Genomic DNA, 12,924 nt, shown 5'->3' with positions numbered 1-12,924 from the left:
GAGGAGCGAGTACGGCCGGGACGGGCACGGCAGAGGCGGGCACGGGCACGGACACCGCAGGCGTACACAACACCGAGACAGGCTCGGACATCACCGGAACGGGCAACCCTGAAGCGGGCTCGGGCACGACAGGAGCGAGTACGGCCGGGACGGGCACGGCAGAGGCGGGCACGGGCACGGACACCGCAGGCGTACACAACACCGAGACAGGCTCGGACATCACCGAAACGGGCAACCCTGAAGCGGGCTCGGGCACGACAGGAGCGAGTACGGCCGGGACGGGCACGGCAGAGGCGGGTACGAGCACGGACACCGCAGAGGTACACAACACCGAGACAGGCTCGGACATCACCGAAACGGGCAACCCTGAAGCGGGCTCGGGCACGACAGGGACCAGCTCGGGCATCGCCGATGCCAAGGCACACAACACCGGGGCCCGGATGGGTGCCGCCGGGGCGGGTCTGGGCATGGTCGGGGCTGGCTCTGGCAAGGTCGGGGCCGGGCCGGGTGTGGTCGGGGCCGGGGAACGCGGGCGGACCACCGTCAGCGACCGGGCGGTACGCCGCATCGCCGAGCATGCCGCGCGCGAGGCGCTGCCCCCGGGAGACGTCGGGGCCGTCAACGCGAAGGTGGGGACGCGCGGTGGCCGGGCCACCGTGTCGGTCGTTCTCGCGCTCCCCTATCGGGCCGGTATCGCGAGGTCCGGCCACCGGGTGCGGCGGCATGTGGCGCGCCGCACGGCCGCGCTCACCGGACTCGCGGTCGCCCGCCCGCGGGTCCGGGTGCGCGCTCTGACCCCGCCTGCCGGGTCCTGGTCGGGCGGGCCCGCGGCCCCGGCCACGCGGGGCACTACCGGCGGTCCGGCGCGGCGGCCGTGGTCGGAGCGGCGTGTGCCCGCGGCGCTGGCGGCGCTTGTGGCGGGCCGGAAGGTGAGCAGCCACGTCATAGTCGGTGATCCACGCCGACAGCACCCTCGGGCTCACGCCATGAACGTCGGCCCGGTCAGGGTCAGCACCGGCTTCCGGGAGAGGCCGGATCGTCCCTCTTTCGCCCACGGAACGCCGCCCTCCACAACGGCGTATTGCCATGACGTCCACGACATCGCCCGCCGCACCCGCGGCCAGCAGGACTTCGACGGCCGGGGCACCGGTGGCTGAGCGGCACAATGCAGCGGGGTCCAGCCCTCGGCATCGCCAGGCCCCGGTCGGCGCCCTCAGCCACCGGCGCCCCCAGGCCGTCGACATCTCCGCCGTCAGCCGCATAGTCCACCGCGGTCCGCCCCAACCGATCCCGATCCGTCATGCCGGCCATCCCCACCCGGCTCGCCGAAACAGTTAGGGACACCACCTGGCACCTGGCACCGAGACCCACTGCGCATCCGCCAACACCCCCACCAACGCCCCAACTGACCCACACCGACGACCATCACCCACCCCACCGGACACCCGACCACCACCCACCGCGCCCTCGCCGGAAGCGCGGAAGGACCGACCCACCGCAGCGGCAGCCGTTCGCTCGGCACATCTGATCTGCCGAGCCGGTAATAACACGGCAGGAGTCCCCCGAAAGCTGGATGTCTTGATGCTCATGACGCTCGTTAGGTGACCGTGACTTGGAATGAAACGGTCTGCGCGCGTCAGAAACGGATGCCCCTCACACCGGTTGATCCGAACTCCTTCGGATACGGCGGACCGTGGCTGGATCCGACCGCAGCGCGGGCCCATCTCCGGCAGTACGCGGTGCTGCTGGAGAAGCTGCTCGACAGGACCCTCAAGGCGGAGCGCGACTCGATGAATGCGGGCGCACATGGATGAGATCCGGGACAGGTGGGATCCCTATGGCACCCAGTTCACCCAGAACGTCGGATACGAAGCACCGTCAGCTCCCTACTGCGAGCAGTGCAACACGATTCAGGCGCATTGGTGTCAGCACACCCCTGAGGCGACAACGGCGGGAGGTGGCTGGGATCTCGACGCGGAACTGGCTCACATGCTGAACATGGAATCCGGCATGGATCCCGCCTACTCAAGTCCGTCCGGGCACGGCGCCTATCGGGCTCCGGCCCCCCAGCGGGCGGCCCGGTCGAGGAACCGCAGCCATGCCGGCCGGCCCAGGATCAGGCCGACCACCCTCCTGCTCACGGCCATCATCGCGTGCGCCATGACCATGCTGGGCTGGTCCATCTCCTATTCGTACGAGCAACTGCGCGCTGTCGCCTCCTTGTTCATGCCGCAGAGCCTGGCACGCTGGTGGCCGTGGATGCTGTACGGGCCCTGGCTCGCGGCGGGGCTGTCCATCATGCGGGCGTCCCTCCAGCGCCGTACCGCCCGTTGGTCCTGGACCGTCATCGTGACCGCCTCCGTCGGGTCGGTCGCGCTCTGCGTCGGAAACTCCTCGAAGTCCCTCCTGATGATGTCCGTCGCCGGAATTCCGCCGCTCACCGCGCTGGCCTGCTTCCAGGAGCTGGTCAGTCAGTTCTCCTACCGGTACCACCCCCAGCACGCCATGCACAGCCCGAAGCGGGGCCACGTCCGTCCCTGACGCCGACGGTCTGCGCAGGCGCCACGCTCAATCAAGGGGAACACCGGAACAACGGGAACACCCGAGGTCAGCCCCTATAAGGACCGGGCACCCCTCGTCCGCACTCATGGCGACGAGGGGGAACAGCCCGCGCAAATCAGCAGGCCCTCCGCCGTGCGCGCCGCCCGGTGATGCCGTACCCACAGAAAGACACACATCTCATCTCCATGTTCAGATTCACGCGTCAAGAACGGGCGGACCGGCGAGCCCCGGAGGCGGGCCGACGCCTGCCCGGCTGGGGCTTTGCGGGGAGCCCGGTGACGGACGGCATGCTCAGGCAGGCCGCCGGTGCCCGGCTGATCGCCGCGCCCAATCAGCAGGTTCTGATCCCCGTGGCCCTGCGCTACGGCCGCGCCGATCCGCTGGCGGTGCACATCGACTTCCCGTCGCTGGTCTCCCCCGACGACCGGGACATGACCTGGACGTTCGCCCGTGAGCTGCTGGCCCAGGGCCTCTACCAGCCCGCCGGCATCGGCGATGTGTACATCTGGCCCTGCGGCCCCGCCTACACGATCATGGAGTTCCGGGGCGCCGAGGGCAGGGCCGTGGCCAAGTTCGACACATCTGTGCTGCGTCGTTTCCTGCTGCGTTCGTACGCGCTGGTCGACCGTGGCAGTGAAGACGTCGAACCGGCGCTGGACAGGGGGCTGGCCGCCCTGCTGGGCGAGGTCTGAGGGTGGCCGCGGACCGATGACACGGGGCGCCATGCCCCGTCAGGTCCCGGCCTCCGGCCCGTCGTTCCCTTCGCCGGCCTCGGGGCGATGGCCTGGGAGGGCCGGGTCGTGCGGGCCTGACCTCGTACGTTCCCGTTGTTCCACTGTTCCCTCTGCCTGCGGCAGGTGACTGCCGTCCATCGGCGGGGGCGGGACTGCCACAGATGGTGTCCCGCCGGGTGGTGTAGCGATCAAGTCGCCGGAATCCGCCGGTCGGCGGCCAGTGGCTTCCCCGTACCCGGGTGCTCGATCCCCCTCAGCGGGGTGCCTGGTGGGCCACCGGCCCGACGAAGATCACCTGGAGCCTCATACCGGAACGCGTCACGCTTGATCCCGTACACCATGACGTGGACCATGCCCCGGCCACACGCACCGGTGCGGGAAAAGCCGACATACCAGTAGCCCGGAGACATGGGCAACTCCGGGCTACTGGCGGCGGAGTGATGCTCTCGGAGCAAAGCACCACTCCTGTTCCCGGCTCAGCCCTCTCCACTCACTGGGCCGGGAAACTCAGTCCGCCGACCGACGCAGCTGAAAAGAACCCGTACCGGGTTGTCCGTCCAGCAGTCGAGTCAGCTATTCATGGGGCGTCAATTGTTCTTCAGGGCACCCGAATCACACACGACAGACATGGATACACATCTGGCGAATCACATTCGCGGCCACCCTGTTCCGGCAGCATAGAGCCGCCTTGGCGGATGAAACGAGTACCACCCGGATTTGACTCGCCGAGACTATCACGCATTTCTCTCCCCCCACATCGAAGACCCTCGGGTATTCACCTGCCGTCCTGCCGATTTCCTCGAACACTTTCTCAGCAGATCCGAATGGTGTTCGAGGGGTCTTTCGCTACGGTCCGACCGAGCCGTACCCCGCGGTTTCCACCACCTCCGTCTCGCTGGGCCGGGCGTCACCCCTGTGTGTTCCGTCTCCGCCGCCGAAGACCAGTGCCCGCACACCCCAGAAGCGCAGGACGGTCGCCAGCGCCATGCCGATCCCGGCGCCCGAGACGGTGTCGGCCCGCTGCGAGGTCAGGCCCAGTCCGTAGTGGCTGACGGCGAGACACAGCAGCTGGACGAGGGCACCGGCCGCATACACCGCGAGGAAGACGGCGTACGAGCGCAGGCCCCTGGACCGCGCGTGCCGATAGGTGCCGAGCGTGTTGCCGACGTAGGCGACCGTGCAACCCGCCGCGAAGGACAGCGCCTTCGCGGTCAGCGGGCCGAGGCCGACGGGCCCGCCCAACCACAGGAACAGCACCAGGTCGACGGAATATCCGAGGAGACCGACGCCGGCAAAACCCAGCAACTCACGCCGGCTCACCAAGGGGCCACCGCCAGGCCGTACAGCACCAGCCACGCCAGTCCGATCAGGGCCAGGGCCCGGTCCCGCAGGACAACGTCCTCGGGCTCACCCGCGGTGCCGCGATCGGCGAAGACGGCGTATCTGAGCACCGCGAGGATGAAGGCGGCCATCGACAGCTGCCGCCACGGCAGCAAGCCCGTGTGCGCTGCGTCGTCCTCCAGGGTCCACATGCAGTAGCCGAGGACGGCGACCGAGGCGGCCAGCTGCCACACGAAGCGCAGATAGCCCGTCGTGTACTCGCTCAGCAGCGCCCGAGTGGCACCGGCCTTCCCGGCCATCTGGAGCGCCTCGGAGTACCGCTTCGCCGCCACCATGAACAACGCCCCGAAACCCGTGGTGATCAGGAACCAGCGCGACAGCGGAATCCCGAGCGCGATCCCGCCGATCATCGCGCGCATCAGGAAGCCCGTCGTGACCACCACCAGATCGACGACCAGCACATGCTTGAGACTGACGGAGTACGCCCACTGCATCACGAGATACGCGGCGAGCAGCCCCGAGACCGCCGGCGAGGTCAGCCAGGCCGCGGCCAGCGGCGCCACGACCGCCAGGGCGCCCCCTGCCGCGTACGCCACCGGTACCGGCACGTCCCCGGCCGCGACCGGACGACGGCACTTGGTGGGATGCGCGCGGTCGGCCTCGACGTCGCGCGCGTCGTTGACCAGATAGACCGCGGCGGCACACGCGGTGAACAGTACGAAGACGAGGGCGAGCCGGCTCACTGCATGGACCGAGAGGAACTGCCCGGCGGCGACCGGGGCGGCGACCACCAGGACGTTCTTGACCCACTGCCGGGGACGTGCGGTTCTGACGATCCCGCGTAAGAGGCCGCCCGGGGCGGGGCGTTCAGGCCGCGGACTGTGTGTGCGATGTTCGAGCTGCGCCGTCTCAGCCACGGGCCTGCCCCCGCATCCAGCGCGTTCCGACGCGCGCCGTGAGCGCGCCCAGGGCCGCGCCCGCGGCGACATCGGACGGGTAGTGGACTCCCACGACCAGCCGGGACAGACACATCGCGGCCGCCAACGGTGCCAGCCCTGGCATCCCCAGCGCCCCGAAGGCCACGGCGGCGGCCGCCGCGGAGGCCGCGTGCGAACTCGGAAAGGAGTGCCGCCCCGCCGTACGCACCAACGGCTCCGTATGCGCGGGACGGGCACGGCGCACCACCCGCTTCATTCCCATGCTCGCCAGATGCGCGCCCGCGACCAGCGCCGTCCCGCGCACCCACGAGGCCCGCCGCGCCCCGTCCGCGGCGGCCCCCGCCAGCCCCACCGCAAGCCATAGCGCGCCGTGTTCACCGGCCAGGGACAGGCCACGCGCGGCGAACCCGAGGCACGGGTCGGCGCCACGGGCACGAAACGCGGCAAGGATCCGGTGATCCATGTCGTCGAAGTGATCCATGTGGACTCACTTTTCACGTCGGGACGGCCCAAACCCCGGCAATACTCGATCCAATTCGAGCAATCACCCATTCTGCGGCATGCCGTTTCCGGCGCGCTTCACCAGGACAGCAGGCGTAACATCCGGTCGGATGATCCGATATTCCCTGGGCCTGAAAGACGAATCTTCCGCCGAAAGCGTGGCGTAGCTGGATCTGGGATGATCTGAAGGCTCTATAAAGGGGTGACAATCCTTCACGCGATCACGGGAGCCTTTGCGTCGATGCCCTGAGTCAACCTGTCCCCGCCTCGGGCTCGGACGGCGCCTCGGCGGCGTACGCGACAACCGTGCGCCGACGCTGCTCGATGCGCTGTTCCGCATCAACACAGCCGACCCGCCGATCGCGGATCCGACCTCTGGAACTCGCTCGCGATGATCCCTCATCCAGGAGCCGCCTTGTCTTCTTCGGCCGGACCCTACGCACCGTCCGCCGGCCAGCCGGGCCAGCAGAATGCCGATCCTGCGCCAGCAAAATTCAACGACCAGGAGTTGACCCAATTAGTCAGAAGCGGCGACAGTGAAGCATTCGCCGAACTCTTCAACCGTCACCGTGGGGCCGCCTACCGGCTGGCCTCCATGCACACCAGTGACGCGTACACGGCACAGGATTTCGTCGCCGAGGCGTTCTTCCGTGTGCTGCAAGCCCTCAGATCCGGTGGCGGTCCTTCCACCTCGTTCCGCAGCTATCTGCTGCGTGTCCTGCGCAATCTGGTGACCGAATCGGGACGGAACTCGGGGCGCCAGGTGCCCGTGCCGGACGTCAGTGCCTACGAGGTGGAATACGCGACGTCCGCCGGAAACGAGGCCCTCAGGAAGTATGAGCACGTGCTGGTGCGGGAGGCACTGTCCTCGCTGTCGGACCGGTGGCGAACCATCCTGTGGTGCACCATCGTCCAGTCCCAGCAGCCCGCCTCGATCGCCGACACCATGGGCATCAGCCCGAACAGCGTCGCCGCCCTGGCCTACCGGGCCAAGGAGGGCTTACGGCAGGCCTACCTCTCCGTTCATCTGGACGACAAGAGCTATCCCAGCCGGTGCTCGTACTACGTGGGCCGGCTCGCCGCGTACTCCCGCGGCCGGCTCGGCGCATGCGGATCGGAAGAGGTCATGACGCACCTCGGCGACTGCGACACCTGTGCGGGCCTGTACCGGGAGATCGACGAACTGAACCATCTTTTACCGGTCTGAGCGGATCCGCCCGACGAACACCTCTCCCGCAGGGGGTCCCTTCACCACCGCCCACGCCGTACGCGGGGCACCTTCGGACTGCAAGGAATTCGATGAACTTGATCCGCCTGGCGATCCGGCACGCCACCCGGTCACAATGCCGCCACCGGGTGGGAGCCGTGCTGGCCGCGGGCAGCCGTGTCGTCGTCGCGAGTCCCAACAAGTACCGGAACTCGCCCCTCATCGATCACCACAACAGCACGTTCCACGCGGAGGACGCCGCGCTCCGGCGCGCCCGGGGGGCTCCGGTGAGCATGGTGTTCGTGGCCCGGGTCAACGCCGCGTGCGTGCCCATGCTGGCGCGGCCCTGCGACCGGTGTGTCGACAAGCTGTCGCAGGCGGGGGTGCTCAGGGCCTACTACACCGCGGGCCCGAACACGGTGGAGGTGCTGGAGATCCCCCCGATACGTTCACGAGCGGGTTCGGCGTGACGACGCGAGGCTCGGGCCGGGCCGCTGCTGACGCCGACGTGCCGTCAGGTGTTCCCACGCGGTGCGCCGCCGCACCACCACACCTGCCGAAGACACCCCACCACCCCACCACCGAACCACCGTACGACGACGCGGTACGACGTCCGCCCTCTCCCCCGGGCATGCTTCCCCCACCATGCCCACCAACCGACGCCCGGCACACCCAGAGCCCCCGACCACCCACCGAACCGCCCCCGGAACAAGGCACCCCAACCACCCGGCCAACCACCGACCAACGACAGGACATCCCACCGCCCGCCGTCTCCCCCAGACGAGCCTTCACGAGCCTTCCACACCATGACCACGCACCGACACCGGGGACACCCGGACCACCCCAACCACCCGCCGAACCGCCCCCCGGAACAAGGCGCCCCCACCACCCGACGGACCACCCACCAACGACAGGACACCCCACCGCCCGCCGTCTCCCCCAGACGCGCCTCCCACACGATGACCACGGGCCGACACTCCAAACGCCCTGGGCGCCCCAACCACCCACACAACGAAAGCACGCCACACCAGCCACCGGTTTCCCCGGGCACGCTTCCCACACCATGACCACCGACCGACGCCCAGGGCGCCCGCGGCCGGCGGCGTGAAAGCCGGGCGGCACGACGGCGGGCGGCAGGACGCCGGGCACGGCGGACGGTGCTCGGCCGGGCTGTGGCGGCCTGTGCTGTAGCCGCCGCGGCAAAGCGGCGCGGGCGGCGCGGGCGCGGCGTGCACACCCGCCCGCGCGATCGGCTGGCCGCACACTCCGCGTCGGCGCAGTTTCCGGCCCCGCGACGCTCCCGGGGCTCCCCCGGCGGACGGGCGCGTCCCGCCCGTCCGCCGGTCGGCATGTGCGGGCGCGCGGAGAGAGGGAAGCCGCTAGCGAGTGGCGGCCAACGGACGTGACCCGAGCGGACGGTGGCATCGCTCACGGTTCGGCCGTCGAGCTGCCGCGCCTGCCGCCGATACCGAGCGGGGTCCGGGGCAGCGCCCCGAACCCCGACCCGTCACATCCGGCCTGTCACATCCGGCCTGTCACATCCGGCCCGTCACATCCGATCCATCACGTCCGGCCCGCCACGCCCGGCCCGTCATCGCGTCACGCGCCCGTGCGCGGCCCCGGCAGACTCATCGCGCCCGTGCGCTGCTGCACCCGGCAGGCTCGTCGCGGCGGTGCGCGAGTCCCGGCAGACTCATCGCGGCGGTGCGTCGCGACTGCATCGGCACGGAGCCCTCCCGGTGCAGCAGCGCGGGCGCCGGTCCGATCGACCGGCGAGCCCGGTCGCCCCCCGGGCCCGCGACCCCCGGCTGCGGCACCGCCAGCTCCCCGGGACCCGGCCGGTCGCCCCGGGCCCGAGTCAAGAACAGCCGGCCCGGACCGGCCGGGTCACCAGGACAACTCCATGCGTAGCTCCCGCATCGCGGGGGACGGCGGGCCGCCCTCGGAGCGCTCGGTCTTGCGTCCCTTGTGGCCCGGGGCCAGGGTGCGCGGATCGATGGCCTCGGCCGGGGCCCCACTGGCGTAAAGACCGTCGGGAACGCTGTCGCGGTCGTGCGGCAGCAGCCAGAAGACGCGACGCCGAAAGGTCCCGGAGCAGTGTGACGCCTTTGCTCTGGGCCCGAGTTGGGCATAGCCCACCATCCGGCCGTCGCGGCGGTAGGCCGGCCTGCCGCGACGGGTGGAGAGCCGGTCCAGACTCTGCCGCACGTAGTCGAGGCCGCTGACGTCCTCAAGCCAGACGAGTTCCGTCTCGTGGCTGATCTCGTCTTCACTGATCAGGGAACTCATACCTTCTCCTCGTCGGAGAGCAGGCCGATGCCCGGGTAGTACTTGCGCGAGTTGGACAGGATCATCTCCTTGGGTGAGGCCAGTCCGGCCAGCTCGCGCGCCCGTTGGGCGAACACCCGGGAGGAGATGGCCGTGGCTCCTTCTTGTTCGCACCACGTTCGGTAGGCCGCGTAGAGACCGGCCTGCTCGACCCGCAGGTCGGGGCCGCGGGCACAGCACTCGTCGAAGAAGCGGCCGGTGTGGTCCTCGGTCTCGGCGTAGGCGTTGGTGGCGATGCGCACCCGTTCGGGACCGGTGATGTCCCTGTCGCCGCCGAGGTAGCGGCGGGCGCCGTCGATGAGCCAGCCGAGGATGCCCGGACCCTCCTCGGTGACAAGGATGTCGGCCAGGTTGTCGATCTTGCGATGGTCGGGAACGACACGCTCGAAAGGGATCAACCGCATACGACGCCAGAACGCAAAACCACCCGTACCGACCTCCGGCCGGTGATTACCCAGCAACCAGAGCTTGTGAGTCGGCTCGAAACTGAAGAAATCCTGCCGCATCCGACGCGCCTTGATCCGATCCCCACCCGTCAACAGCTTGACCCGCGCCTCATCGAACTTGTCACCCGGCTTGACCTCCGAACACACGATCACCCGCCGACCATGCAACTCGGCCAGGTCGGTGGGGTGGCCTTCGTAGGGCCGTGCCATCAAGAACCCGGGCGGAGCCGCATCGGCATAATCCCCCAGCAATTTCATCAGCACGTCCAGCAGAACCGACTTGCCATTCTTGCCCGCTCCGAACAGGAAGGGCATCACCTGGCCGCCGACATCGCCGGTGACGGAATAGCCGAGCAGAAGTTGCAGGAAGCGGATCATCTCCAGGCCCTCGGCGTCGTCGCCGAAGGTGTCGGCCAGGAAGCGCTGCCAGCGCGGGGTGGGCACATGCCGGGGGCTGACCGCCGTGGAGCGGGAGTGGAAGTCCTTGGTCGGATCGGGTCGCTTCATTCCGCCGGTGCGCAGATCGACGATGCCGTCGGGCGTGCACAGGGCGTACGGATCGGCGTCCAGCAACGCCGCGTTCAACACCATCCCGGGCGCTGATCTGGCCTGCGCGAGCATGGCGTTGATACCGGCGGTGGACAGCGCACGGCGGCGGTGCTTGCGCAGGGCCTGGACGCTGTGCAGGCCCTGCGGATCGGCGACGGCGATGCTCTCGGCGAGGTCGCCCGCGGCCCACAGCACGGTGTCGTCCTCGTCGACCTGCCAACGGGTGCCGCCCCAGCGGTACCAGCCCAGGCCGGGCACGTACTGGTAGTCGTCGGCGTACAGCTTGACGAACAGCTTGGCCATGCCGCGATCGCTGAGCGTATCGGGCAGCAGGCCGTGCTCACTCGCCCGGTCGGCGAGGGACGCCTGCCCGCCGACCGCCTGGGACACCAGGGAGGTTGGCCGGTGGGCGAGGATCTGGGCGGCAACGGTCTGGGGGTCGAAGTCGAACAGGACGTTGTCGTTGCCGGGGACCGTCATGAGCGGCCCCCGGGATGCGGGGGGCGCTGCGCCGCGATGGCGAACATCCGGCAGATGGTTACCGCGTGCGGGGTGTGTCTGCGGGCGGCGCGTGCGGACACGGCGTGTTCGAGTCCATGCCCCAGCCGGGACCGCGGGAGGGCGGGTTCGCAGGCGCCCTGCGGCAGGGTGTGCGGGCCGGAACCGCTGCCGGCGGTGGGGGCGAGGGGGCGACCCGACCGGCCTCGGCGGGCGCGTCGTGGGGTGCTCAGCGGCGGCCGCCGGGGAGCGGCCGGGGCATGCGAGGGCGCCTGCCGCGAGTTGCGATCGGGAAAAGGCAGCTCAGCAGGCATGCGGTCCCTCTATCAGTGACTGAAGCGACTCAACGACGGACGCAGATTAGCGAAGCCTTGGTGAGGCGGCGCGGATCCCGATACGAACGGAGCGGCCGCACCGATCATATGATTCACGGCGCGGACGGTCGGCCGCCGAACACAGCGGAATCGACCCCCGGCCATTCGGGTCGCACCCCCTGAAAAAGAAAAGGAAACCGCAGCTCACATGGGATGCCCGCGGGCATGACACCGACTCGGGCAACCGTGGCAACAGGCAGGCCGAGCACCCGCGCACGTGAATGTGTTCCTCTGCCGAATCTTCAGTCGCTTCGGTCACTGCCGGATGCCCGGCCGCCCAGGTGACCTGCGTGTTCGGCCCGCTCAGACCGACGGCCGCAGCCCGCCGTACGGTCGTCGGGCTCCGTTCGCCACACACCCGTAGGCAGCGACCGGGGGTCGGAAACGGTTGCACGACTGCGTCACATGGATGATGAAGATCACCCTCCGGTGGCGATGAGCGGACGGTTGTTCGGATGCTCGCGACGGGCAGGCCGCAGGGCATGTCCGCAGGTCGAGAACTCATCGTTCTTCGCCCTTGCGAATACCGAGTTTCCTTTTTTCTCGGCATTCTTCCGACGCCCGGAACACCAGTTCGCCAGAATTGAAATGCCGTCACCTGACAGGTTGCCCGGCATCCTGGAAGCGCATGCCCGCACCCATAGGGCCGCGTATATTGAGCTGCCTTCCCCGTTCTGCTCGTAGGAGCTCCAGATGTCAGGCATTCACCTGCTGCGTGCGTCATTGCCGGACGACCGCCGGACGACCGTCCGCGGCATGGACGGCGAGGTGGCGGTAAGCGATCGGCGGGGGCCGATGCCGAGCGTCCAGGCTGGAGGCTGAAGACAATGCCCCTCACAGCGACCGGTCGGATCGAGCAGGTTCCGCTGTCCGTAAGGGACCGGGCATTCCGTGCGCGTATCGCCTTCGTTTTTCCGCGGACCGCGGTCCGGGCGGCCGAAGAGCCCGCGGCCCGGGACCTGGTGCGGGTGGGCGAGGTCCGCCGGATCTGCGGCGGGCGGCTGCGGAACTGGGGGCTGGAGCGGCTCGACGACTCCGTACGGCTGCTCCTGAGCGAGCTGGTCACCAACGCGATCCAGCACGGTTCGGGCAGCCAGGTCGGCGTGCGCCTGTCCTACCTCCCGGGTGAGGTGAGGATCGAGGTGCGCAGCGGCCCGGTGAACACGTTGACGGCCCGCGATCCGGGCCTGCTCGACGAAAACGGACGGGGCCTGCTGCTCGTCGACGCGTTGGCCGACGCATGGGGGGTCGACACGGCCGGCTGGGTCTGGTGCGCCCTCGCGACCGCGTGACAACGGAAGTGCCGGGCCGCGTGTGCCGTTCGGCTTCACCAGGCGTCACCTGTTCGGATCAGCCGTCCGTCATGCCGGAGGCAGCAACCGGGTCTTACATGCATGTCCCCTCCGCAGACGGAAGGCAAGTAAGACAGATGAACAGGCGTCTATC

General features: G+C 69.4%; 12 protein-coding genes and 1 pseudogene. 7 read left to right on the top strand and 6 right to left on the bottom strand.

Features of this window, described 5'->3' with window-relative positions; all coding sequences use genetic code 11:
* The 4 genes and pseudogenes from ABT245_RS29330 to ABT245_RS29315 form a co-directional block, all read left to right on the top strand.
* A pseudogene (locus ABT245_RS29330) lies at nucleotides 1–1,157 on the top strand (hypothetical protein); the annotation flags it as partial.
* A 489-nt stretch (nucleotides 1,158–1,646) separates the two neighbouring features.
* The gene (locus ABT245_RS29325; RefSeq protein ID WP_351738996.1) at nucleotides 1,647–1,814 is read left to right on the top strand and encodes a hypothetical protein; all 168 of its coding nucleotides are present in this window, start codon (nucleotides 1,647–1,649) and stop codon (nucleotides 1,812–1,814) included.
* Between the two features lie 175 nt (nucleotides 1,815–1,989).
* On the top strand, nucleotides 1,990–2,541 hold the full coding sequence (locus ABT245_RS29320) for a DUF2637 domain-containing protein (protein ID WP_351738993.1): 552 nt from the start codon (nucleotides 1,990–1,992) through the stop codon (nucleotides 2,539–2,541).
* A 296-nt stretch (nucleotides 2,542–2,837) separates the two neighbouring features.
* On the top strand, nucleotides 2,838–3,254 hold the full coding sequence (locus ABT245_RS29315; protein WP_351738990.1) for an SsgA family sporulation/cell division regulator: 417 nt from the start codon (nucleotides 2,838–2,840) through the stop codon (nucleotides 3,252–3,254).
* An 888-nt stretch (nucleotides 3,255–4,142) separates the two neighbouring features.
* On the opposite strand, the gene ABT245_RS29310 is transcribed toward ABT245_RS29315, so the two are convergent.
* The 3 genes from ABT245_RS29310 to ABT245_RS29300 are packed head-to-tail and all read right to left on the bottom strand — an operon-like array spanning nucleotide 4,143 to nucleotide 6,056.
* Nucleotides 4,143–4,619 (bottom strand): GtrA family protein, encoded by a 477-nt coding sequence (locus tag ABT245_RS29310; protein WP_351738987.1) that lies wholly within the window; start codon nucleotides 4,617–4,619, stop codon nucleotides 4,143–4,145.
* Nucleotides 4,613–5,554, bottom strand: a complete 942-nt coding sequence (locus ABT245_RS29305; RefSeq protein WP_351738984.1) for a decaprenyl-phosphate phosphoribosyltransferase — start codon at nucleotides 5,552–5,554, stop codon at nucleotides 4,613–4,615. Before ABT245_RS29305 ends, ABT245_RS29310 begins: the two co-directional genes overlap by 7 nt.
* Nucleotides 5,547–6,056, bottom strand: a complete 510-nt coding sequence (locus tag ABT245_RS29300; protein ID WP_351738981.1) for a phosphatase PAP2 family protein — start codon at nucleotides 6,054–6,056, stop codon at nucleotides 5,547–5,549. Before ABT245_RS29300 ends, ABT245_RS29305 begins: the two co-directional genes overlap by 8 nt.
* A gap of 528 nt (nucleotides 6,057–6,584) precedes the next feature.
* On the opposite strand from ABT245_RS29300, the gene ABT245_RS29295 reads away from it, so the two are divergent.
* Both ABT245_RS29295 and ABT245_RS29290 read left to right on the top strand, forming a co-directional pair.
* A complete protein-coding gene (locus tag ABT245_RS29295; RefSeq protein ID WP_351738978.1) occupies nucleotides 6,585–7,283 on the top strand; it encodes an RNA polymerase sigma factor in 699 nt (232 codons plus the stop codon).
* 92 nt (nucleotides 7,284–7,375) lie between these two features.
* Complete coding sequence (locus ABT245_RS29290) at nucleotides 7,376–7,753, top strand: cytidine/deoxycytidylate deaminase family protein (RefSeq protein WP_351738975.1); 378 nt, start codon at nucleotides 7,376–7,378, stop codon at nucleotides 7,751–7,753.
* Between the two features lie 1,417 nt (nucleotides 7,754–9,170).
* Here ABT245_RS29290 and ABT245_RS29285 read toward each other — a convergent pair.
* The 3 genes from ABT245_RS29285 to ABT245_RS29275 all read right to left on the bottom strand — a co-directional run bounded on the left by ABT245_RS29285 (nucleotide 9,171) and on the right by ABT245_RS29275 (nucleotide 12,095).
* A complete protein-coding gene (locus ABT245_RS29285; protein ID WP_351738972.1) occupies nucleotides 9,171–9,572 on the bottom strand; it encodes a DUF6009 family protein in 402 nt (133 codons plus the stop codon).
* Nucleotides 9,569–11,086, bottom strand: a complete 1,518-nt coding sequence (locus tag ABT245_RS29280) for a DNA primase family protein (protein ID WP_351738969.1) — start codon at nucleotides 11,084–11,086, stop codon at nucleotides 9,569–9,571. Before ABT245_RS29280 ends, ABT245_RS29285 begins: the two co-directional genes overlap by 4 nt.
* A gap of 811 nt (nucleotides 11,087–11,897) precedes the next feature.
* Nucleotides 11,898–12,095, bottom strand: a complete 198-nt coding sequence (locus tag ABT245_RS29275; protein WP_351738966.1) for a hypothetical protein — start codon at nucleotides 12,093–12,095, stop codon at nucleotides 11,898–11,900.
* 210 nt (nucleotides 12,096–12,305) lie between these two features.
* On the opposite strand from ABT245_RS29275, the gene ABT245_RS29270 reads away from it, so the two are divergent.
* A complete protein-coding gene (locus tag ABT245_RS29270) occupies nucleotides 12,306–12,770 on the top strand; it encodes an ATP-binding protein (RefSeq protein WP_351738963.1) in 465 nt (154 codons plus the stop codon).
* Nucleotides 12,771–12,924 lie beyond the last annotated feature (154 nt).

Origin of the sequence: Streptomyces sp. NPDC001508 (genome assembly GCF_040298665.1) — a bacterium.
In the GTDB taxonomy this organism is placed as follows: domain Bacteria; phylum Actinomycetota; class Actinomycetes; order Streptomycetales; family Streptomycetaceae; genus Streptomyces.
The sequence above is the reverse complement of the archived record's forward strand: the minus strand, read 5'-3'. Positions and strand labels throughout refer to the sequence as shown.

Excerpts from the sequence above, each read along its gene's own strand:
- ABT245_RS29270 (WP_351738963.1), top strand. The coding sequence starts at position 12,306 with ATGCCCCTCACAGCGACCGGTCGGATCGAGCAGGTTCCGCTGTCCGTA.
- ABT245_RS29300 (WP_351738981.1), bottom strand. The coding sequence starts at position 6,056 with ATGGATCACTTCGACGACATGGATCACCGGATCCTTGCCGCGTTTCGT.
- ABT245_RS29275 (WP_351738966.1), bottom strand. The coding sequence starts at position 12,095 with ATGCCGGGCAACCTGTCAGGTGACGGCATTTCAATTCTGGCGAACTGG.
- ABT245_RS29290 (WP_351738975.1), top strand. The coding sequence starts at position 7,376 with ATGAACTTGATCCGCCTGGCGATCCGGCACGCCACCCGGTCACAATGC.
- ABT245_RS29320 (WP_351738993.1), top strand. The coding sequence starts at position 1,990 with ATGCTGAACATGGAATCCGGCATGGATCCCGCCTACTCAAGTCCGTCC.
- ABT245_RS29325 (WP_351738996.1), top strand. The coding sequence starts at position 1,647 with ATGCCCCTCACACCGGTTGATCCGAACTCCTTCGGATACGGCGGACCG.
- ABT245_RS29285 (WP_351738972.1), bottom strand. The coding sequence starts at position 9,572 with ATGAGTTCCCTGATCAGTGAAGACGAGATCAGCCACGAGACGGAACTC.
- ABT245_RS29280 (WP_351738969.1), bottom strand. The coding sequence starts at position 11,086 with ATGACGGTCCCCGGCAACGACAACGTCCTGTTCGACTTCGACCCCCAG.